General features: G+C 56.0%; 16 protein-coding genes. 4 read left to right on the plus strand and 12 right to left on the minus strand.

Annotated elements, in window-relative coordinates; genetic code table 11:
* Window positions 1-287: 287 nt before the first annotated feature.
* Window positions 288-1,247 (plus strand): NAD(P)H-dependent flavin oxidoreductase, encoded by a 960-nt coding sequence (locus K7H09_RS19900; protein ID WP_230805674.1) that lies wholly within the window; start codon window positions 288-290, stop codon window positions 1,245-1,247.
* Here K7H09_RS19900 and K7H09_RS19905 read toward each other — a convergent pair.
* The 7 genes from K7H09_RS19905 to K7H09_RS19935 form a co-directional block, all read right to left on the minus strand.
* Complete coding sequence (locus K7H09_RS19905; protein WP_027959564.1) at window positions 1,229-2,008, minus strand: enoyl-CoA hydratase/isomerase family protein; 780 nt, start codon at window positions 2,006-2,008, stop codon at window positions 1,229-1,231. The genes K7H09_RS19900 and K7H09_RS19905 overlap by 19 nt on opposite strands.
* A 35-nt stretch (window positions 2,009-2,043) precedes the next feature.
* Window positions 2,044-3,162 (minus strand): acyl-CoA dehydrogenase family protein, encoded by a 1,119-nt coding sequence (locus tag K7H09_RS19910; RefSeq protein WP_230805676.1) that lies wholly within the window; start codon window positions 3,160-3,162, stop codon window positions 2,044-2,046.
* A 7-nt stretch (window positions 3,163-3,169) separates the two neighbouring features.
* Window positions 3,170-4,363, minus strand: coding sequence for an acyl-CoA dehydrogenase family protein (locus K7H09_RS19915; protein ID WP_230805678.1), 1,194 nt, complete (start codon window positions 4,361-4,363; stop codon window positions 3,170-3,172).
* A gap of 3 nt (window positions 4,364-4,366) precedes the next feature.
* Window positions 4,367-5,779 carry an enoyl-CoA hydratase/isomerase family protein gene (locus K7H09_RS19920; RefSeq protein ID WP_230805682.1) on the minus strand — a complete coding sequence of 471 codons (1,413 nt, stop codon included), beginning with the start codon at window positions 5,777-5,779 and terminating at the stop codon, window positions 4,367-4,369.
* Between the two features lie 59 nt (window positions 5,780-5,838).
* Entirely contained in the window at window positions 5,839-7,848 is a 2,010-nt protein-coding gene (locus K7H09_RS19925; protein ID WP_230805684.1) for a TRAP transporter permease, read from the minus strand.
* Window positions 7,849-7,900: 52 nt separating this feature from the next.
* A complete protein-coding gene (locus K7H09_RS19930) occupies window positions 7,901-9,061 on the minus strand; it encodes a TAXI family TRAP transporter solute-binding subunit (protein ID WP_230805685.1) in 1,161 nt (386 codons plus the stop codon).
* Window positions 9,062-9,294: 233 nt separating this feature from the next.
* Window positions 9,295-10,995 carry a SulP family inorganic anion transporter gene (locus tag K7H09_RS19935; protein WP_022523338.1) on the minus strand — a complete coding sequence of 567 codons (1,701 nt, stop codon included), beginning with the start codon at window positions 10,993-10,995 and terminating at the stop codon, window positions 9,295-9,297.
* 266 nt (window positions 10,996-11,261) lie between these two features.
* Here K7H09_RS19935 and K7H09_RS19940 point away from each other — a divergent pair, with 266 nt between their 5' ends.
* The gene (locus tag K7H09_RS19940) at window positions 11,262-12,923 is read left to right on the plus strand and encodes a methyl-accepting chemotaxis protein (protein ID WP_230805687.1); all 1,662 of its coding nucleotides are present in this window, start codon (window positions 11,262-11,264) and stop codon (window positions 12,921-12,923) included.
* On the opposite strand, the gene rarD is transcribed toward K7H09_RS19940, so the two are convergent.
* Complete coding sequence (rarD, locus tag K7H09_RS19945) at window positions 12,894-13,802, minus strand: EamA family transporter RarD (RefSeq protein ID WP_141441058.1); 909 nt, start codon at window positions 13,800-13,802, stop codon at window positions 12,894-12,896. The genes K7H09_RS19940 and rarD overlap by 30 nt on opposite strands.
* A gap of 72 nt (window positions 13,803-13,874) precedes the next feature.
* Here rarD and K7H09_RS19950 point away from each other — a divergent pair, with 72 nt between their 5' ends.
* Together K7H09_RS19950 and K7H09_RS19955 are read left to right on the plus strand one after the other, a co-directional pair.
* Window positions 13,875-14,687 (plus strand): amidohydrolase, encoded by an 813-nt coding sequence (locus K7H09_RS19950; protein WP_027959555.1) that lies wholly within the window; start codon window positions 13,875-13,877, stop codon window positions 14,685-14,687.
* A 2-nt stretch (window positions 14,688-14,689) separates the two neighbouring features.
* Window positions 14,690-15,394, plus strand: a complete 705-nt coding sequence (locus K7H09_RS19955) for a pseudouridine synthase (protein WP_230805743.1) — start codon at window positions 14,690-14,692, stop codon at window positions 15,392-15,394.
* Window positions 15,395-15,517: 123 nt separating this feature from the next.
* Here K7H09_RS19955 and K7H09_RS19960 read toward each other — a convergent pair whose 3' ends face one another.
* The 4 genes from K7H09_RS19960 to K7H09_RS19975 form a co-directional block, all read right to left on the minus strand.
* Window positions 15,518-17,101 carry an ABC transporter ATP-binding protein gene (locus K7H09_RS19960; protein WP_230805689.1) on the minus strand — a complete coding sequence of 528 codons (1,584 nt, stop codon included), beginning with the start codon at window positions 17,099-17,101 and terminating at the stop codon, window positions 15,518-15,520.
* Window positions 17,094-18,170, minus strand: a complete 1,077-nt coding sequence (locus K7H09_RS19965; protein ID WP_027959552.1) for an ABC transporter permease — start codon at window positions 18,168-18,170, stop codon at window positions 17,094-17,096. The genes K7H09_RS19960 and K7H09_RS19965 overlap by 8 nt, the downstream gene beginning before the upstream one ends.
* 2 nt (window positions 18,171-18,172) lie before the next feature.
* Window positions 18,173-19,246 carry a microcin C ABC transporter permease YejB gene (locus K7H09_RS19970; protein WP_007114307.1) on the minus strand — a complete coding sequence of 358 codons (1,074 nt, stop codon included), beginning with the start codon at window positions 19,244-19,246 and terminating at the stop codon, window positions 18,173-18,175.
* A 77-nt stretch (window positions 19,247-19,323) separates the two neighbouring features.
* A complete protein-coding gene (locus K7H09_RS19975) occupies window positions 19,324-21,264 on the minus strand; it encodes an extracellular solute-binding protein (protein WP_138801555.1) in 1,941 nt (646 codons plus the stop codon).
* Between the last annotated feature and the right edge of the window lie 26 nt (window positions 21,265-21,290).

Genomic DNA, 21,290 nt, shown 5'->3' on the forward strand with positions numbered 1-21,290 from the left:
GATCCTGCCCGAGCTTGAGAGCAAGCTGTAAATGCTTCTGGCATCCACGTATTGGTCGGAACAACCCGTAGCGGGGGTCTTTCGCCATGGCCGGAAAAAAGTTCCCGACATTTCCGGCATTTCCGCCATCCCTGGCGGTCAGATGGCGAAAGTAGCGCCCATGGATGGGTTCACAGCGCCCCCGCGTAGGGTTGTTCCGACCATGCCATTGTAGTGTGACATCTTCTTGAAAGGCTCAGTGGAGCCTTTTGCAGTATTGCCTCACAATAACAACCAGCGAGCTTCCCATGCTAACGCGTCTAACCGCTTCATTAAACCTGCCGGTGATCGGTTCACCCATGTTTATCGTCTCCGGGCCAGAACTGGTGATTGCCCAGTGCCAAGCGGGCATTCTGGGTGCTTTCCCCGCGCTCAACGCCCGACCTGCTGACGTATTACGTGAGTGGTTACAGCAGATCACTCAAACCCTGGCCGACTATGACGCGCAGCACCCCGAACAACCCTCAGCGCCCTTTGCGGTGAACCAAATTGTGCACCCCACCAATGATCGTCTAGAGCACGATGTCGCGTTATGCGCCGAGTTCAAGGTGCCGCTGGTCATCACTAGTCTGCACGCGCCTAATCAAGTGGTGGAAAAGGTGCATGCCTATGGCGGGCTGGTGTTTCACGATGTGACCACGTTGAGGCACGCCAAGAAAGCGATCGATGCGGGAGTTGATGGGCTGATACTGGTCTGCCACGGCGCGGGCGGCCATGCCGGGCGGTTAAACCCCTTTGCGTTTGTGGCGGAGGTGCGCCGCTTTTACAATGGCCCGTTAGTGCTGGCGGGGGCGATTAGCAAAGGTGAACAGATCGTTGCCGCCCAGGCGCTAGGCGTGGACTTGGTGTATATGGGCACGCGCTTTATCGCCACCCAAGAGGCAAACGCTCAAGCGGCCTATAAACTGATGGTGCTGGACGCAGCGGCAGGCGACATTGTCTATACCAACCTGTTTACCGGCGTGCACGGTAACTATCTGCGGCAAAGTATCGAGCAGGCGGGATTGGATCCTGATGCGCTGCCTGAAGGTGATAAAACCGCTATGCGTTATGGCTCAGGGGGGAGCAGTAAGGCAAAAGCGTGGCGGGATATCTGGGGCGCGGGGCAGGGCGTAGGCGCTATTGCCTCTATGCACAGCGTGGCCGAAGAAGTGGCCACGCTGCGCCAGGATTACCAGAAAGCGTTAGATCATTTACGGCGGCTTTGACGAAACGCCGCCACCCGGGTGTGAAAATCTTCCGACGCCTTGCACTGATCTTGAAGCTCGCCCTCTAATTGCATCGTGTCATTTAGCTGGCGTTGGGCAGCTTCCCGTAAGGCGCGTTTGGTAGCGCTTAACGCCTGGGACGATTGACTCACCAGTGCTTGCGCCAACGACCAAGCTTCGTCTAGCACTTGGTTATCTTCGACGACGCGGTTAGCCAATCCGAGTTCGACGCAGCGCTCACCCGAAATGGGGGTTGCCAAGGCGGCCATTTCAAACGCCTGAGCATGCCCAAGCTGGCGCACCAGATGCCAGCAGGCACCGCCGTCAGGGATGAGCCCAATATTGATAAAGGCAAGCTTCAGGTAGGCGGAGTGGCCCATCACCACCATATCGCTGGCGAGCACATAGGAAACACCGATGCCCGCAGCCGCACCGCTAACCGCTGCAATCACCGGCTTATTCATGGCCATTAGGCTACGCAGGGCAGGCAGAAAGAGCGTTTCCAGCCGTTCGCTCGCAGGCTGAGACGTTGCCTTCTCAAACTCTGCCAGGTCAGCGCCGGCGCAAAATGCACTACCTTCACCGCGTAGAATCACACAGCGAACTTGCTCATTGTCCGCCACCGCCGCCAGCGCTTCATTGAGTGCCAGAGCGGTGGCTTCATTCAGAGCGTTGCGTACTTCTGGACGTGCAATGGCGACTTCGACGATACCGTTTTCAATAGCGCTGACAGTCACTAACTTGCCGACGTAATCTGACATGTATCGCTCCCTAATTAACTTTTCTGGCAACGTTCTCAGGCAACCTTTAACAGCTCGCTGACCGTTTCGAGATGGTAGTCGCTGTCGCCCAGGTAGTGATCGAACATCACCAGATGCTTGGCGTAGTTAGCGACATAGCACTCTTCGGTCATACCCATCGCCCCATGCAGCTGGATCGCCTGTTCGGCAATAAAGCGAGCTGATTCACCACAGTAGGCTTTGGCCGCGGCAATTTTGTAATCCCGTTCGCTTGCAGGGAGCGCGAGACTAGTGGCGGCTAAAATCGCCATGGAGCGGGACTGCTCCAGGTGCAAGTGCATATCCACCATACGGTGTTGCAGGGCCTGGAAGGTCGAAAGCGGTGCGCCAAACTGCTTGCGCTCTTTTAAATATGCGAGCGTTTGGTCGCAGGCCTCCTCCATTGCGCCGATGGCTTGGGCGCAGAGCGCTGCCCGGCCAACGGCCAGTACCTCCGCTAGTACATCGCTAATATCTTCACTCAGGCAGTTAGTTAATGGCAGCGTGACGCTGTCCAGGGTCAGATCACCGGCGGGTTGGTCGTCGATAGTGCGGTAGAGGTGCGTAGATGTGCCCGGTGCATCAGCGGGCACAATAAATAGCCCTAGCTTGCCGTTAGCTAATTGAGCGCTGACCAGCGTAGCCGCAGCGGACTCCAGGTTCAGTACCACGTCTTTTCTACCGGTTAACTGCCATTGGCCGCCTTGCTGGGTAGCCTGGGTAGATACCGTAAAGGCGTCGTAGCGGGCGCCAATCTCCTGCCAGGCAAGCGCCAATTGATGCTCACCTTCAAGCAGTGGGGCTAGCCACCGGGTTTGCTGTTCGCTGTTGGCGGTAAGAGCTATCAGTTGGCCGGGCAGCACTAGGCCAGCCAGATAGGGCTCGGGCACTAAGCCTCGTCCCAATGCCTGCATAATAATCATCAGGTCGGTGCCATCGCCGCCTAGTCCGCCAACCTCTTCGCTGAAGGGCATATGCAGCAGCCCCAGCTCGGCAAAGGTGCGCCATAGTGCAGAAGAGCCGTTTGGAGCAGCGGCCAGCATAGTGCGGCGCTGCTCGGGAGAAATCTGGTCGGCCACCAAGCGGGTGAGCGTCTCTTCGAGCATGCGCTGCTCGTCGGTTAAAGCAAAATCCACGGTGACCTCACATATTTAGAATGGTTTTGGCGACGATACTTTTTTGTATTTCATTGGCGCCGCCATAAATCGATAGCTTGCGACGATTGAAGTACTGAGCGCTGGCGGAAGCGTTTTGGGCGCGTTCCTCATCCAGGCTGTCGTCGCCATGCAGGAAGTCGGGGAAGAACGGCAACGCAGCAGGGCCCAGGGCGCGCCGGGTAAGCTCGCTTAGCTCTTGGCGAAGCTCCGAGCCGCGTACTTTTAGCAGCGAGCTTTCTGCGCCGGGTACACCGCCATCTCGGGCAGCGGCAATCACGCGCAGGTTAGTCACTTCCAGCGCCATAAGTTCGAGTTCCGCTTTCACCACCCGCTGACGGAAGCTGGGTAGCTCCAGCAGCGGTTTACCGCGATGTTGAATCCGACTCGCCAGGGACTTCAAGTGGCGCAGCGCCTGCTTGGCGTGACCAAGTCCGGCAATCCCGGTACGCTCATGGGTGAGCAGAAACTTAGCGCATGTCCAGCCCTGGCCCTCTTCACCGACCCGGTTCTCTACGGGTACGCGCACGTTATCTAAAAAGATTTCGTTAACTTCGTGGGCACCATCAAGGGTAATAATTGGCCGTACGGTGATACCCGGTGTCTGCATATCAATCAACAGAAAGCTGATGCCCGCCTGCTTCTTGGCGTCTGGGTCGGTGCGTACCAGGCAGAACAGCATGTTGGCGTGCTGACCCAGGGTAGTCCAGGTTTTCTGACCATTGACGATATAGTGGTCGCCATCGCGAACGGCGCGGGTATTTAGACCCGCTAAATCAGACCCAGCGCCGGGCTCTGAGTAGCCTTGGCACCACCAATCCTGATTGCTCAAAATGCGCGGCAGATAGAGCTGTTGCTGCTCGACACTGCCGAATTTCATGATGACGGGAGCCACCATGTTAACGCCGAAGGGTACGACTGTAGGTGCATGGGCAGCAGCACACTCTTCGTCGAAAATATGCCGCTGTACCGGCCCCCAGCCTGGGCCGCCGAACTCTTTTGGCCAGTTAGACGCCAACCAACCCTGTTCGCTAAGAATATTCTGCCAGCGCAGGTAGTCATCAGCGCGCAGGTGGCGGCCCAAGCGCACGCGCTGGCTGATATCGCTGGGCAGTGCATCGGCTAGAAAGCGGCGTACCTGTTCGCGAAATGCCTGCTCTTCGGGGCTAAAGGTGAGGTTCATGGGCTATACATCCTTAGCAACAGTTGAGAGCGTGGCCTGGCGGTGTGGCCCTCCTAGGTGACGCGGGTAGCCAAACGCTTCCACCGCGAGTAAATCGATGTCACTTTCCCGGTAGCAGAAGCTCTGTTCCGCTATATTGATACTTGCCTGTTCAAGCGCTGACTGCTTTTCACTGGCTGAAGCTTGCTGAATCGCAGCATGCATCGAGCGAAGTATGCTTTTTTGCTGGCTGACCACGATGTTTAGCCGCAACGCTTTAAGCGTGAGTGCGACTCGCTGCTGAGTAAGTGGCTCTGCGCTTACATTGACTAGCTCACCTATTTGGCCATTTTCAGCAATGATCAGGCTTAGTGCCGTATCGCTGTCGATGCCAATTTCTTCCAGTGCGACAACAGGGTAATTCGCGAGGGAATCCTGAGTAGCATTTGGCGCCAGTAGGCAAAGTTCGGGGGCCTCGTGGGACGCGCTGGTTAAGCTTATGCCTGCCTTTTGCGCCGCCTTCTGCAGACGTTCAAAGAGCGGATGCTCACCGACCAGCGCCACGTGTTTAAAAGCACTGGTTTTCTCAATATCGGGCACCAGATGGGGGCTGCGTGCGGCAAAAAACAGATGAATAAGCCCGGCGCGCTGGGGGGAGTCCATACAGGCTAGAAACAGTTCTCTCTCGCGGCGTAATCCAGCCTCAAGTGATTCGGCTTCCACGCAGGCCTGAATCGCTTCGACAATGCGAAACGGCGAGAACAGTTCGGAAGACTGTTGGTTAAGATGTTCCAACGTCTTAGTGATGGCTTGGGGGTTCGCCGTCGGGGCAGGAAGTTGGCCGGTGATGCGGGGCGTTTGGGCGCCTGCCAGCACTTCCTGGGCGGCGGCTAAACCCGCTTCAAGAGGCGTTTGGGCATTGCTGATAGCATCGATAATCCCCGCCTCAAGCGCTTCTTCAGCCTCCACAAAGCGACCGCTGGTAATCATCTCTAACGCGCGCTCAACGCCCACTAAGCGTGGTAAACGCTGGGTGCCACCGGCGCCAGGCAGTAGGCCAAGCTTTACCTCTGGTAGCCCTACGCGGGTTCCTGCCAGCGCGATTCGGTAGTGGCAACCGAGTGCTACTTCCAAACCGCCGCCCAGGGCCGTGCCGTGCAGGGCGGCGATCAGCGGTTTGGGGCAGGCTTCCAGGTGGGTAATCACATCGGGCAGGAGGGGAGCTTGGGGCGGCTTGCCAAACTCACGAATATCCGCCCCGGCAATAAACGTGCGGCCATCGGCCAGCACGACCAGCGCTTTAGCATCGGCGTCGGCAATACCCTCTTTGAGCGCGTTGACTAAGCCGCTGCGCACGGCCTGACCCAGGGCATTAACCGGCGGGTTAGCAATTTGGATAACGCCTATATCACCGTGGCGCTGGTAGTGAACGGACATAATTAGGTTCTCGTATTTCGCATGATAGTGAATTGAAAATAACCTTGGCGTTACACCTATTAAGCAGCAGAGGCGCTTTGCGTACGCCGATGGTGGCGCTGGCTTAAGCGCGCCATCAACACGCCGGGCACTAGTGCAGCAAGCGCAAGGCCGATCAGTTCCCACTGGCTAAGGGGGATCATTCCACCGCCAGGCAGTGCCAGTAATAGTCCCGCAACCAGTACCAGGGCGCGAATAATGATCTCCTGCAGCGCGCCATAGCCCAGTCGCCCAACGCCCATCAAGTAGCCTTGCATGGCGGAGGCAAACAGAATGATGCCGAGCACGGCCTGGATAAACACGGCCACGATCACCAGCGGTGCGCCCTGCATAATCAACGCCGGATTAAGCACAAAGAGGAAGGGGATAAAGTAGATTACGCTACCCAGGCGCATGGCCTGGAGGCCCGTTTCCATGGGTCGGGCACCGGCCACGGTGGCGGCGGCAAAGGCACCGAGTGCGACCGGCGGAGTAATAAAACTCAGCATGCCCCAGTAAAGGATGAACATATGCACCGCCATGGGATCCAGCCCTCCGCCTTGAATCAGCGCGGGGGCTAGCGCAACGGCGAGGAAAATATAGGCGGCAGTCACGGTCATGCCAATGCCGAGCACGAAACTGGTCACGGCGCCCATAATCAGCAGCAACGGCACGCTGCCTCCGGCAATATTGATAAAGTCGTTAGCAATGGTGCCAGAAAGGCCGGTCATCGAAAGCGCACCGACTAGCATGCCCACGCCGGCCAAAATAGCGATCAGCTCGGCAAACAGCTTGGCGGCAGACGACAGCGTATCGGCCACGTCTTTCCAGCCCCAGCGGTTATGCTTGGAAAGCTGGTTCAGCACTAACAGCAGCGCGGTAGCGTAAAAAGGCGCTACGGCTTCGCGCTGCATAATCAGCAGCATCCAGACTAATAACGCGAAGACAAAAATAAAATACCAACCCTCTTTGAGGGTTTGCCAAAGCGAAGGCAATTCAACGGCGGGTAGGCCTTTAATGTCGTGGCGCGCCGCGTAGGCATCAATCTGAATAAACAGACCCAGGAAATACAGAATCGAAGGAATCACGGCGGCCAGCGCCACAGCGGAGTAGGGAATGTCCAAAAACATCGCCATGACAAAAGCGGTGGCACCCATAACAGGGGGCATCAATACACCGCCGGTTGAGGCGCAGGCTTCTACACCGCCCGCAAAGGAGCGGCTCATACCGATACGACGCATGGCGGGAATCGATAGCACGCCGGTGGTCAATACATTACTGATCACGCTGCCGCTCATGGAGCCCATCAGGCCACTGGAGAAAATCGACACCTTAGCAGGGCCGCCGCGTACATGACCCAGCAGCGCAAAGGCCAGATTAATAAAAAACTTACCGCCGCCGCTTTTCTGCAGCACGACACCAAAGACCAAAAAGCCGATCACCAGGCCCGCGAACGCCTGCAGCGGCACCCCCATGATGCTTTCGGTACTCATGGTGTGGTACATGGCGGTTTGTTCAAGGGTGGAAGGAAACGCCTGGATAGGGCCGGGGACGATATCGGCCACCAGCGGATAGAGCGAGAATACCCCGGCAATAATCGCAATGGGTAAACCACCCGCCCGGCGTGCTGCTTCGATAATCAGCAGCCAGTAGGCGTAGCTGGCATAAATGGCGATTTCGGGTGCAGAAAAGGCCCAGCCGCGCTCCAAAATGGGCACTGCGTTGTAAACAAAATAGCCGCCAACGATAAGCGTGATGACGCTCAGCGTGTAGTCATACCAGGGAATGGGCTGCTCTTGTTGGCGACTGCGCATGGGCCAAAGCAAAAACACCAGCGGTAGCAGCAGCGCCACAACGGCGTAGTAGAACTGCGTCTCCAGACCCGTAACGAAAGTCAGTAAGCCAACGTTAAACAGATAATCCAGGGTCATCGCCATCAAAATGACGGTGACTGTGGCGGGAATCCAGCGCAGTGCAGTAGGAAGCTGACGAATTTGGCTGATCTTTTCTTTAACCTGCTGATTATTGGCAGGCGAGGTATCTGTGGTCATGGGGGGGTATCCGTCAATCAGCAGGGGGCGGCAATTGCCGCCCCGTGGCGTATCACTCGAAGATCGGTTCGAAACCGGCATCGCTAAGCGCGGTGGCACGGGCTTCCATCCAGTCGGCAGTAAATGCCTCGTCATCACTGGGCGCGTCTTGCATAAAGCTTTCCCAGGCGGTTAAAAGCACGTTCTGGCGTTCAACGAGCTTGTCCTGATGGGCCTGCATTTCATCGGTCCATACATCGATCTCTTTGTAGTACTCCACGACCGCATCGTGGAACGGCACTACCCACTGAAGGTCTTGCTGCTCCAAGGCGTAGCCAAGAGCCCCTGGGGCGTTATCTTTATAGTCGTCGAAATTTTCCTGCATGGCCTTGATCAGACCATAAGCCACGTTGTCATCCAGGTCTTGGTTGGCGACCACGATAGGGTAAGGGTAGCTAGCGCTGGGCACCGGATTTTCGGCGCTGATGCCGCCTGCCCCGGAAGTGACTTCGTGAGGGCGGAAGTAGGGCGCCACCGCAGCCATACGCTCCCAGCCGGCTTCGTCGTTGGGGTCTAGCACTGGCCAGCTAATGCCGCGAGGGCTACTGGCCAACTGCTGGGCGGGCGGGGTGACCGTTGTGGTAAAGGAGGCATCCACATCGCCAGCGATAATGCCGTCGAACGAGCGGCCGTAGCCGGGGTAATCAACCCGCTCTACGTCATCCCAGGTTAAACCGCCAAAGGCGAGGTACGCCTCTGTGCCTTTATTGAGCGCATCGTCGCCACGGATATAGGCGATGCGTTTGCCCGCCAAGTCAGCGGGCGTTTCAACATCCAGGTCGCCCGCGACCGCAAGGGAGAGACCAAAAGAGGCGGTGGAAGTGGTAATCACGCGCAGCGGCTGAGGGCCCCAGTCACGGTCGGCAAACATCATCACACCTTCCGCTCCGTAGTAGCTGGCGATCCCACAGGCGCAAAGGTCAACGCGCCCCTGCTTGAGCGGCGTCATGCGTGATACATCGTTATCACCCGGCAGAATACGTACAGACGAATCGTATTTGTTCTGCAGCATATTGCCGATGGCGACGGCTTGGGCATACCCACTTGAGTTGGTGCCATAAGCCGTCCAGGCCATGGTGCCGGGCAGTTCAATTTCACTAGCGTGGCTGACTGCTGCGCCGAGTAACGATAGAGGTAAGGCGGCAACAAGTAGGCGGTGAGCGAAGGGGCGCATTGGGATGCTCCTTTATTGTGGTTGTAGTGACGTTGATGGTTATGGCTGGTTGCTATTTAACTTAGAGTGTTTTGCTATGCGGTATTGTATTTTGCTAAATGGTCGAGTGATAGTAGAGAAGCCGCTGGGTGGCTGTCAATGCCGTTGTTAGCAGCGGCGTCCGTTAGTAAACAACCGGCATAAAAAAACCAGGCAATTGCCTGGTTTTCAGAGTAATGGTGAGTGCTATCCAGCTACGAGAATTCTCGCCAAGCGGCGTAGGTGCTTAGAAATACCCGTCCGGTAAGCGCCTCTAGGAAGTCACTTTTCTTCAACTGATCCATCACCGGGCCTTTTACCTCGGATAAATGCAGTTTTACATCGGAGTCTTTTAAGCGCGCATTAATAGCATCCAGGCTCTCTAGGGCCGAGGCATCGATCAGGTTGACCGCCGAACAGATCAGCACAACGTGCTCAAGCTCGGGTTGGCTCGCCACCAGGTTATAAACGGTGTCCTCCAAATAGCGTGCATTGGCAAAGTAGAGGCTCTCATCGATGCGCAAGAGGGCAACGGTATTGACCGTTTCGACATCGTGGCGGGTAGTGTTTCTAAAATGTTCGGTACCGGGCACACGACCTACCAAGGCGCTATGGGGGCGGCTGGTGCGGTACAAAAATAGCGCAATAGAAAGTGTCACACCGCTAATGATGCCGGCTTCAACGCCTTCGCATAGCGTGAGTAGAATTGTCACCGCCATGGCGGCAAAGTCGCTGCGGGAGTAGCGCCAGGTTTGGCGCAGCATGGGGATGTCTACCAGTGTCAAAATTGAGACGGTGATTGTTGCGGCCAGGGTCGCGATGGGCAGATAGTAGAGCCAACCGGTAAACGACATGGTGACCAGCGCAATACCTAGCGCCGCAAAGGCACCGGCGGCAGGTGTTTGCGCACCCGCATCGTAGTTAATAACGGTGCGGGACAGACCACCGGTTACCGGCATACCACTGGAAAACCCGGCGGCTAAATTGCTGGCGCCCAGGCCCACTAGTTCCTGATTGGGAGAGATGCGCTGGCGCCGTTTAGCGGCCAACATCTGGCCCATGGAGACCGACTCCACAAAGCCGACCAGGCTAATCAGCAGCGCTGGGATTAGCAGCGCCCGCCATAGCGAGTAGTCCGCCCAAGGAAAGCTTAACGAGGGTAAACCACCGGGAATTTGCCCTACCACGGAGACGCCTTTATCGGCCAACTGCCAATGCCAGGTCACCAGGGTGGTAATCACGACCGCAAAGACTGGCCCCGCTTTGGCGATCAAGTCCGCCAGAGTGCGTGGCAGACCCAGCGTGAGCAGGGCGGCTTTACCGTGGCGCCGCATGGCAATCAAAAACAGCAGGGTTCCACTGCCAATCAGTAGGGTGGGTAAGTTAAAGGTGGTTAAGTTTGGTACCAGGGTGATAAGACGTTCCACCAGGGTAAAGCCACTGCTCTCAACCCCCAGTAGGCTGCCAAGCTGGCTGGCCGCAATCAAAATACCCGACGCCGTTAAGAAGCCGGAGATAACCGGGTGGCTTAAAAAGTTGCTGAAAAAGCCCATTTTCAGCAGCCCCATCACGACCAGCATGCCACCGGAAAGCAGTGACAGGATCAGCGCTGCCTGTAAGTAGGTCTCCGTACCCGCGGCTGCTACTGAGGAGAGCGCAGCACCGGTCATCAGCGCGATGATTGCCACCGGCCCGACCGCGAGGGTTTTACTGGTGCCAAACAGGGTATAGATCAGTTGAGGCAGGATACTGGCGTAGAGCCCCACTACCGCGGGTAGCCCGGCTAGCAGCGCATAGGCCAGCGATTGGGGAATGACCATCACGGTGACGATCAAGCCCGCCAAAAGGTCTGCCCCCAATAGGCGTTTATGGTAGTGGGGGAGCCATGTCAGGATCGGCAAGTAGCGCTTTAGCATGGGGTCCTGGTGTTGTAGAAGTGGCAGAACCAAGAGAGTAAGGGATATTCCATTTCATTGCAGTGCTTATATTCATTTTTACTGCGGTAACCCAATGATGACCAAGCGCTTATAGGATTTGTGTCTTCTCCAAAAGTGCTACTTCCTTCCCCCAAAGTGCTACTTCTTTCATAAGCGTTACACGCTAAGCTTAGTCGCAAAGGGGGTTGAACCCCTCAGAAGTAGTATTTTCGATACTCAATAACATCAATAAAAGAGTACAGCTCATGCGCTTACTGCGATTGTGTGTTCCGGTGCTGTTTGTAGTGCTGTCGATAGGGCTTGCCATACAAGGAGGGCTCTGGCGTTATCTGGCACTTCTATTCGCCGCGCTAGGCGGTGGCGCTATGCTACTCAGCGTACTGGAAGGCGTCTACCGAGCCGACCAACGTCGCCTGGAACAGCATCGGCTTGGCTTTAAGCCACTGCGTGATTACCGTTCGCTTCGCGCCATGGCCTACAGGTTAATGAACCGCGCTAGCAGCACAGCGATTGCCTCGGCAGAAGTGTCGCACTATGCCGATCTGATGGATCAGCGCCTCTCAAAGCAAGAAACCATGGCTCGTGAAGCTTCATCGAGCATGACGGCCATTAATGCAGCCATTATGCAGGTGAGTGCCAGCGCCAGCCAAGTGGCGGCGCTGGCAGAGAGCGCCCGGGAGGCCAGTCATCACAACCATGATGAACTGGACGATATTATTCAGGACATGAGCGATGTTGCCGACCGCTCAAACCAAGCGCTGGAAATGCTGACCGCGCTGAACGATAAAATTGAGCGTGTACGTAACGTTACTTCCATGATTGAGGATATCGCCGAACAAACCCATCTGCTGTCGCTCAATGCGTCAATTGAAGCGGCCCGAGCGGGTGAACACGGGCGAGGGTTTGCAGTCGTCGCCGGCGAAGTGCGCAACCTGGCACTCAAGACCTCTACCGCAACGCAAAGTGTCGATGAGCTGGTTAAGGATATGCATCAGAGCGGCCAGTCGGTCGTCGCCACTATGGGCCAGTTAATGACCCGTATCAGCAAGCGCTCCAAGGGGCTACAAGTGGTCGGCAACAGTCTGGGTACGATGACTCAAGAATTCGACCAAGTGCAGAGCGAAATTACCCGGGTTGCCGATGCGATGGAGAACACACGCCAGCATAGCCAAACCGTGGCGGACAGCCTGAGCCAGTTGGAAGATGATGTCGATGAAGGCAATCGTAATATGCATGATTTGGCCGAGCAGGCCCGGGCATTGATGGAGGCTGCCGAAGGGGTCGATGGTGAACTGGCTCAACAGCATCTGGAGGGTCGCCACCAGCAGGTATTCCACGCTGCACGATTAACCGCCAATAAATTGGGCAAGTTGCTGGAAAAAGCGATAGCCAGCGGGGAGCTTTCAGATACCCACCTGTTCCAGCCCCAGTATGAACAGATTCCGGGTACGCAGCCGCCACAGTATACAACCGGCTTTGATAGTTTCACCGACAGGTATCTACCTGATCTGCAGGAGCCTTTGCTCACTCAGCTAGGTTTGAGCTACGCCATTGCCTGTGACCGTAAAGGCTATGTGCCTACCCATAACAAGGCAGTTAGCCTCGCGCCAACCGGTGATTACGCCCACGATCTAAAATTCTGCCGCAACAAACGCATTTTCGATGACTCAACTGGCAGCCGCTGTGGTGCTCATGAAAAGCCGTTACTGCTGCAAACCTACAAGCGCGACACCGGCGAGATCATGCACGACCTCTCGGTACCGGTGTATGTCCAGGGTAAGCACTGGGGCGGTTTCCGAGTTGGCTACCAGCCTGAGCGTGATATAGCGGCTCCCCCTGCGTTGCAGTCAGAGACCGCTCCAGTGCCACCGCTTGCACTAACTAGCCGCAGCGTAGCGCGGGCGTGACTGCCACGCCGACCAGGAGTAGAGCGCGAGCCCGATCCAAATAAGCACAAACGTTGCCAACTGAATAAGGCCCAGGGGCTCGCCGAACACGGTTAAGGCAATCAGAAACTGAATGCTGGGGTTGATGTACATCAAAAAGCCCAGGGTTGCCAAACGCAACCGGCGTGCCGCGCCGGCAAAGGCCATTAACGGCAGCGCGGTCAAAGCCCCACTGGCGATCAGCAGGCCAGTCGATGACGTATCTTGAAGAAAATGCGAGCTGCCGTTCCAGCTTAACCAGGTCAAGGCGATCAGGGCGAGGGGGAATAGCAACAGGGTTTCCACAAACAGTCCCGATAATCCGTCCAGTGGCACCTGCTTACGAAACAGGCCGTAACTGCCGAAGCTTAACGCCAGTAGTAGACTAAGCCAGGGCAGTTCACCCAGCATCACAAATTGCGTGGCAATGGCCACGCTGGCCAAGCCCAAGGCGACCAGCTGCAGCTTGGCCATCACTTCCCGAAGTACCAGCATGCCTAGCGCGACGTTCACTAATGGCGTTAAGAAGTAGCCCAGGCTCGCCTGCAATACCTGCTTCGACTCCACTGCATAAATATAGATACCCCAGTTAAACGCAATCAATAGCGCACAGGCCAACACCCGACCAAGCCGCTTGGGTTCCCCCAATGCGGTGACAACGGGCGGCCAGCGGCGCAGAAGGGTAATCAAGCCGACCAGAAATAGACACGCCCAAATGATACGGTGAATCAATATTTCAAAGGCGGGAATGCCGTCAAACAGGGCAAAAAATAGCGGAAAGCAGCCCCACATGGTGTAGGCGGTTAGCCCATACATAACGCCTTTGACGGCATCTGGGTCGCGTGTTGGAGTAGGAAGCATAGCAGCCTCATTATTTAAAGATGCTAATCTAGCATAAACGTTGTCTTGAGACTGACGAATTGGAGGTGTTAAGTGAGTCAACTTAGGAACACGCTAGTGCAGTGTGATCTGCGCTGGGAAGATCCCCAGGCCAACCACGCTCATCTTGAGAAGTTGCTGGGCGAGCTGGATAGCCGCGACACGGATCTTATTGTATTGCCTGAGATGTTTGCCACTGGCTTTACCATGAATTCCCGCGAAATGGCCCAGCCGATGGCGGAAAGTCAAAGCGTTGCCTGGCTACAGGCCCAGGCGAAGGCGCGCAACTGCGTGATGACCGGCAGCGTGGCGATCGAAGAGGACGGTGAGTTTTATAACCGCTTGATTTGGGCAACGCCGGAGGGGGTGTTAACCCACTACGATAAGCGTCACCTATTCCGTATGGCCGGTGAGCATGAGCGCTACGGTATGGGCAGTGAGCGTAAAGTGGTAGAGCTCAATGGCTTTAAGCTGCTGCTGAGCGTTTGCTACGACCTGCGTTTTCCGGTGTGGATGCGTCAGCAACCAGCAGAAGGGGAGCATTTCGAGTATGATGCGCTGCTGTGTATCGCCAACTGGCCAGCACCGCGTCGTCATCCATGGCGTACGCTGCTACAAGCCCGTGCGGTAGAGAACTTAAGCTATGTGATTGGCGTTAATCGCGTTGGAGAAGATGCCAAAGGGCTTGCCTATAGTGGCGATTCCCTGTTGGTGGACTTCAAAGGCGAACCGCTCATTGATCAACCTGCCCATACCCCGTTTATAGAGACGGGCACGCTGGATAAAACTGCCCTTGATGCTTTTCGTGAAAAATTTCCTGCCTGGCAAGATGCCGACCACTTTCAACTGCTGCCAGGAGTGGGTTAATGATGCGCCTTGATCGCTTTTTGAGTGAAACCACGCCATTAACCCGTAGCCTGGCTAAGCGGGCACTCAAAAATGGTGAGGTAACCCTCAACGGCGAGCCGATCAAGCAGTCGGCGACCCAGATCGATACCGATAACGATGTGGTGGTGCTCAACGGCGAGCGGTTGGCGCTGGTTGGCTTGCGCTACATTATGCTGCACAAGCCCGTCGACGTTGAATGCAATGCCCGCCGCGGACTCTATCAGCGCGCGATAGATCTGATAGATCTGCCCAAAGCCGATCGGTTACAGCCGGTAGGGCGGTTGGATGTGGATACCACTGGACTGCTGCTATTAACCGATGATGGCCAGTGGTCGCACCGTGTCACGTCACCGCGCCATCGCTGCGCCAAGGTGTATATCGCCGAGCTAGCGGAACCGATGGAAGGTGCGACGGCGGAGTGGGCGATTGGTCAAGTCGCCGATGGCCTGATGCTGGATGTAGAGGAGACCCCGACACAGCCCGCAACACTCAGGCTGCTTTCGCCCACCCAGGCAGAACTCACCATTACCGAAGGGCGCTATCACCAAGTGAAGCGTATGTTTGCCGCCTTGGGTAATCACGTGAACTCACTGCACCGCAGCTCTATCGGTGATTTGGCTTTGGATGCCAACCTGGCGCCCGGCGAGTGGCGAGAATTAACCGCCGACGAAATCGCGCTTTTCTGAGTCCTTGCTTAAGGTTTCTATTAGCCGCTTCCCAAAAGGGTAAGCGGCTTTATTTTATCTGAATATTTATACCGTTATCTTTGTTCTGACACCAACAATAGCAAGTACCGTGGCTGGTTAAAATTAGTTAGTCAGATGCGCAGCGGCAATCAACGCTTGAGTATAAGCGTGCTGTGGCGCTGAAAGCACCTCTAGGCAGGGGCCTTGTTCGACCACTTCGCCATCCTTGAGCACCATAATACGGTGTGCCATGGCACGCACAACGGCTAAGTCATGGCTTATGAATAAATAACTTAGCTGACGGCGTGCCTGCAAATCGCGCAACAGGGCGACTAGCTGCTTCTGCACGGTACGGTCTAACGCCGAGGTTGGCTCATCCAGCACCAATAGTTCCGGTTCTAAGATAATCGCTCTTGCCACGGCAATGCGCTGGCGCTGACCGCCGGAGAACTCGTGGGGGTAGCGCGCGGCACAGCTCTCGGGCAAACCTACCTCGTGCAGCGTTTGATTAACCCGCTGGGTGACTTCTTCAGTGGTGAGATGGGGGTAGTGAAAGCGCAGCCCCTCGCTGACGATATCAAACACTGGCATACGCGGTGAAAGCGCGCCATAGGGGTCTTGAAACACCATTTGCAAGCGGTGACGTTGGCGGCGTAACGCATCGCCGGTTAGAGAGCTTAGTTTATCGTTGCCAAGGGTAACATCGCCTTGGCTAGTGACCAGCCGCATGACTGCTGAGGCCAGCGTGGTTTTACCCGAGCCGGATTCACCGACAATGCCCAGGGTTTCCCCTGGTGCTATTTGGAAATCTATTGGATGTACCGCTATAAAAGCGGAGGGCTGGCGCTTAAATAAACCAGTTTTAGGACGTTTAAAGCTCACGCTTAATTGACGAGCGGTCAGTAGCGGCGCTGTATGCTCTATAGCTTGGGGCCTACCTTCCGGCTCAGCGGCCAGTAGCGCTTTAGTGTAATCGCTTTGAGGGTGCTGAAAGACCTGCTCCACCGGGCCGATTTCCTGAATGCGCCCCTGGTACATCACGCAAATGCGATCGGCATGACGGCGCACCAGGTTTAAGTCGTGGCTGATAAACAGCATGCCCATGCCATGATGATCGCGTAGTTCACGCAGCAGGGCGAGAATCTCCTGCTGTACCGTGACGTCCAGCGCGGTGGTGGGCTCATCGGCAATCAGCAGTGAGGGATTGTTGGCAATCGCCATGGCAATCATCACCCGCTGGCGCTGCCCACCCGAGAGCTGGTGGGGCCAGGCATCCAACAATTCGTCCGGGCGCGGTAGTTTCACTTGTTCCAACAGTTCTTTGCAGCGTTCCCGGGCCGCCTGGCCCCGCAGTCCTTGATGCAGCCGCAAGGCCTCACCAATCTGCTTGCCCACCCGATGCAGGGGGTTGAGCGAGGTCATCGGCTCCTGGAAGATAAAACCGACGCGATTGCCACGCACCGTGTTCCACTCAGTTTCCGTTAAAGTGGCCAGATTGGTATCACCTAGCCAGCGTTCGCCTTGAACGCTGGCATTACTGGGCAGCAAATTCACCATGCACAGCGCCGATACCGATTTACCCGAGCCGGACTCACCGACAATGGCCAGGGTTTCACCTGCATGGAGGGTGAGTGAGAGTGAGTGAACCACCGGGGTGCTATCAAAAGTGACATCAAGGTGTTCAATGCGCAGCAGGGGATTAGGCATGCTGAGTCTCCTGAGCTGGGCCTGCTTGGCGCTGTTGTACGTGGCGGGGATCAAAGGCGTCGCGCAAGCCCTCGCCGATAAATACCAGCAGTGACAGCATGATCGCCAAGGTCATAAACGCCGTGATGCCCAGCCAAGGGGCGTGTAGATTATTTTTGCCTTGGGCAGCAAGCTCACCCAGCGAGGGAGCACCCGGCGGCAGGCCGAAGCCGAGAAAATCCAGAGCGGTCAAGGTGCCAATGGCGCCGGTAAACAGAAACGGAATAAACGTCAGCGTGGCGACCATGGCATTGGGTAGCACGTGACGCCACATGATTAAACGTGACGGCAAGCCCATGGCTTTGGCCGCGCGCACATACTCCAAATTGCGTGCACGCAGGAACTCGGCACGCACGATATCGACCAGGCCCAGCCACGAAAAGAGCAGCATAATCCCCAGCAGCCACCAAAATCCCGGCTGAACAAAGCTGGCTAAAATAATCAGCAGGAAGAGCACCGGTAAGCCGGACCAAATTTCAGTGAATCGCTGACCGATCAAATCAATTTTGCCGCCAAAGTAGCCCTGCACACCGCCCACTACCACACCGACGACTAGTGATCCTGCGGTGAGTGCCAGTGCAAAGGCTACCGAGAGTCGAAAGCCATAAATCACCCGTGCGGTCACATCCCGCCCTTGGTCATCGGTGCCCAGCCAGTGGCGGCTATCCGGCGGGGCCGGAGAAGGGCGGGTCATATTCATGTCCAGGGTCTGATATGAAAACGGAATAATGGGCCATAGCGCCCAGCCATGATCATCAATTTGTTGCTGAACAAAGGGATCCAGATAGTCCGTTCGGGTCGGTAGAAAGCCGTCAAACTCGGTTTCTGGGTAGTCCACCAGCATGGGAAAGTACCACTGGCCGTCGTACTGCATGATGATCGGTTTGTCGTTGGCAATTAGCTCGGCAAACAGGCTAAGAATAAACAGCGTGGCAAATAACCAAAGTGACACCCGGGCACGGCGATTGGCTTTAAAAGCGGACAGTCGACGGCGAGTGATAGGCGATAAACGTGATGATAAAGAGGCCATTATCACGACTCCCGAGTCGAAAAATCGATACGCGGGTCTACCCACACGTAGGTCAAATCGGAAATCAGCTTGAGGATTAAGCCGATCACGGTATACAGGAATAGGGTGCCGAAAATCACCGGGTAATCCCGCTGCATGACCGCTTCGAAACCGAGCAGGCCCAGCCCATCCAGGGAGAAGATCACTTCGATAAGCAGCGCGCCGGTGAAGAAAATACCGATCATGGCGGCGGGTAGGCCCGCGATAATAATCAGCATGGCATTGCGAAACACATGGCCGTAAAGCACGCGCCGCTCGTCGGCCCCCTTGGCGCGGGCGGTAATTACATACTGCTTGTGAATCTCATCGAGAAAGCTGTTTTTGGTTAGCATCGTCAGCGTGGCAAAACTGCCAATCGAGGCGGCGATAACCGGCAGTGTGATATGCCAGAAGTAGTCTTTGACCTTGCCCCAGGCTGAAAGCTGGTCGAAGTCGGGTGAGGTCAAACCGCGTAAAGGGAATAAGTCCCAGTAGGTGCCCCCGGCAAACAGGACAATGAGCAGGATGGCAAACAGGAAGCCCGGAATGGCATAGCCGACAATCACTAACCCCGACGACCAGACGTCAAACCGGGAGCCGTGGCGTAGCGCTTTTTTAATGCCTAACGGGATAGAGATTAAATAGACCAGCAGTGTCGTCCAGAGCCCCAGTGATATGGAAACCGGCAGCCGCTCGATCATCAGCTCTGTGACCGGGCGGTCGCGGAAGAAACTGGTGCCAAAATCGAGGGTGAGGTAATCCGCCATCATGCCGATAAAGCGTTCGTGGGCGGGTTTGTCAAAACCAAACTGCTGCTCCAGCTGCTCGATAAAGCGTGGGTCAATACCTCGGGCTCCCCGGGAGTCATCGCTGACCTGGACATCGGCGCCCCCCATATCCAAGCGAGTGCTGGCCATGGCGTCGGCGCCTTCAAAACGCGCCAGCATCTGATCAATTGGCCCACCCGGCGCCGCCTGAACAATAATAAAATTGAGTAGCATGATCCCGAAAAGGGTCGGAATCATTAGCAGCAGTCGGCGTAGGGTATAACGGGCCACAGAGCACTCCGAGGTTTATGACGATGAAACCGTTGAGGACAAGCCGTTGCATTTAAGAAGTTGTAATCGGGCCAAAGTTAACGGCCGCGCTGGCGGCGCTGCAGTTCTGCTTCACGGTCAGTGTCTACCCACCACGCATCCAGATCCATGGCGTATTTGGGGAAGGGTTCGGGGTAACCAAACTTATCCCAAATGGCGATGCGGGTCTCCCCAGAGTGGTAGTGGGGAATCACATAGAACCCCCAGCGCAGTACCCGATCCAACGCGCGCGTGGCGGTATCCAACTCTTCACGGCCCTCAGCACTAATGATCTCCTCCACCAGTGCATCGACCGCCGGATGTGCCAGCGCCATCCGGTTACGGCTTTGCGGTGCTTCGGCGGCGGCACTGGTCCAGAAGTCGCGCTGCTCATTGCCCGGATTGTTCGACTGCGGGAAATGGCTGATCACTATGTCATAGTCGTAATTGCGCTGCCGGTTTAAATATTGATTAATATCAACGATCCGCAGCGATGTCTGCACCCCCAAGCGGGCCATGTTGCGAAGCATGGGTTGAACGACCCGTTCAAGGCCTGAGTCATAGAGCAATACTTCGAGGCTTAACGGCCGTCCAGTCTCCTGATTGACTAGCACGCCGTCCTCTACGCGATAACCTGCCTCACGCAGCAGGTCGAGCGCTTTGCGCAGCCTCTCGCGCAAATCAGTGGGCTGCTCAATGGGCAGCGGCTCGGTAAAGAGACGGTCAGAGCCGTGAGAGGCTATTAACGCTTCGTGAAAAGGCTCCAATAGTGTCAGTTCTTCTTCAGAGGGTAAGCCGGTGGCTTCCATTTCAGAGTTTTGGAAAAAACTCTTGGTGCGCTGGTAAGTGCCGTAAAAAATATTGGTGTTGAGCCACGGAAAATCAAAGGTCAGGCTCAGTGCTTCCCGCACCCTCGGATCCTGAAATTTCTCTTTACGCAGGTTGAAGACAAACGCCTGCATCATGGAGGGGTTAACATCAGGCACTGTTAGCCGCTTAACCAAGCCCTCTTCATAGGCTGGAAAATTATAGCCAATCGCCCAGGTGGCGGCGCGTGCATCGGTACGGAAGTCCGTCAGTCCCGCTTTAAAAGCTTCCCAGGCAATATCGCGGTCACGGTAGTAGTCGTAAATGATGCGATCAATATTGTATCGGCCAACGTTGACCGGCAAATCTTTACCCCAATAATCTTCATCGCGCTGATAAACAATTCGCCTACCTGGGTCTACTTCGCTAATGCGATAGGGCCCGGAGCCTGGGTGTGCCGCAAGGGTGGGGGAGTTGAATTCGCGGGGCTCCCAGTAGTGGCGGGGGAGTATGGGTAACTGGGCGACGATTAACGGCAGCTCTCGGGATTGAGTGTCGTTGAAGGTGAACCGTACCTGATGCTCATTGAGGGCGATGGCTTCTTCCACTCCCGCGTAGTAACTGGCGTAAAACGGATTTCCCTCTTCGCGGAGCAGATTAAGCGAGAACACCACATCGTAGGCCGTGACAGGTTCCCCATCTTGAAAACGCGCTTCAGGGCGCAGGTCGAACTCAATCCACTCCCTGTCAGGGTCAAGGCGCACGCCTTCGGCCAGCAAGCCGTAGAGGCTAAAGGGCTCATTGGGGTTGCTGACCATAAGGGTGTCATAAATTTGTGAAATGCCGGTAACTGGCGTGCCGCGAATAATAAACGGATTGGTCGAGTCAAAGCTGCTCCCCACGGCGGTATGGGTAATGGTGCCGCCTTTGGGGGCCTGTGGGTTTACGTGAGGGAAGTAGGGGAAGTCGGCTGGCAGCTCGGGGCTATCGTAAAGCGATAGCCCATGAACTGTTTCAATAGGAACCACGTTGTTTGCGTCGGTGTTCAAATCACCCACCACATTAGTGTTGGTGGCGGTGATAGACGTCGACTCTGACGCTATTGTTTCGGCGTCTGAAGCCAGTATTGAAACGTTGGACAGCAGGCCACTGATGAGTAGAAGCGTTTTCGCAAAAAACAAACCACGCGGCATTTGAGACATCCCATGTGAACAAAGCC

Source organism: Halomonas sp. IOP_14 (assembly GCF_021021315.1).
GTDB lineage: Bacteria > Pseudomonadota > Gammaproteobacteria > Pseudomonadales > Halomonadaceae > Vreelandella > Vreelandella titanicae.

Coding starts and splice junctions, on each gene's coding strand:
- K7H09_RS19900 (WP_230805674.1), top strand. CDS start 288: ATGCTAACGCGTCTAACCGCTTCATTAAACCTGCCGGTGATCGGTTCA.
- K7H09_RS19905 (WP_027959564.1), bottom strand. CDS start 2,008: ATGTCAGATTACGTCGGCAAGTTAGTGACTGTCAGCGCTATTGAAAAC.
- K7H09_RS19915 (WP_230805678.1), bottom strand. CDS start 4,363: ATGAACCTCACCTTTAGCCCCGAAGAGCAGGCATTTCGCGAACAGGTA.
- K7H09_RS19920 (WP_230805682.1), bottom strand. CDS start 5,779: ATGTCCGTTCACTACCAGCGCCACGGTGATATAGGCGTTATCCAAATT.
- K7H09_RS19925 (WP_230805684.1), bottom strand. CDS start 7,848: ATGACCACAGATACCTCGCCTGCCAATAATCAGCAGGTTAAAGAAAAG.
- K7H09_RS19930 (WP_230805685.1), bottom strand. CDS start 9,061: ATGCGCCCCTTCGCTCACCGCCTACTTGTTGCCGCCTTACCTCTATCG.
- K7H09_RS19935 (WP_022523338.1), bottom strand. CDS start 10,995: ATGCTAAAGCGCTACTTGCCGATCCTGACATGGCTCCCCCACTACCAT.
- K7H09_RS19940 (WP_230805687.1), top strand. CDS start 11,262: ATGCGCTTACTGCGATTGTGTGTTCCGGTGCTGTTTGTAGTGCTGTCG.
- rarD (WP_141441058.1), bottom strand. CDS start 13,802: ATGCTTCCTACTCCAACACGCGACCCAGATGCCGTCAAAGGCGTTATG.
- K7H09_RS19955 (WP_230805743.1), top strand. CDS start 14,690: ATGCGCCTTGATCGCTTTTTGAGTGAAACCACGCCATTAACCCGTAGC.
- K7H09_RS19960 (WP_230805689.1), bottom strand. CDS start 17,101: ATGCCTAATCCCCTGCTGCGCATTGAACACCTTGATGTCACTTTTGAT.
- K7H09_RS19965 (WP_027959552.1), bottom strand. CDS start 18,170: ATGGCCTCTTTATCATCACGTTTATCGCCTATCACTCGCCGTCGACTG.
- K7H09_RS19975 (WP_138801555.1), bottom strand. CDS start 21,264: ATGCCGCGTGGTTTGTTTTTTGCGAAAACGCTTCTACTCATCAGTGGC.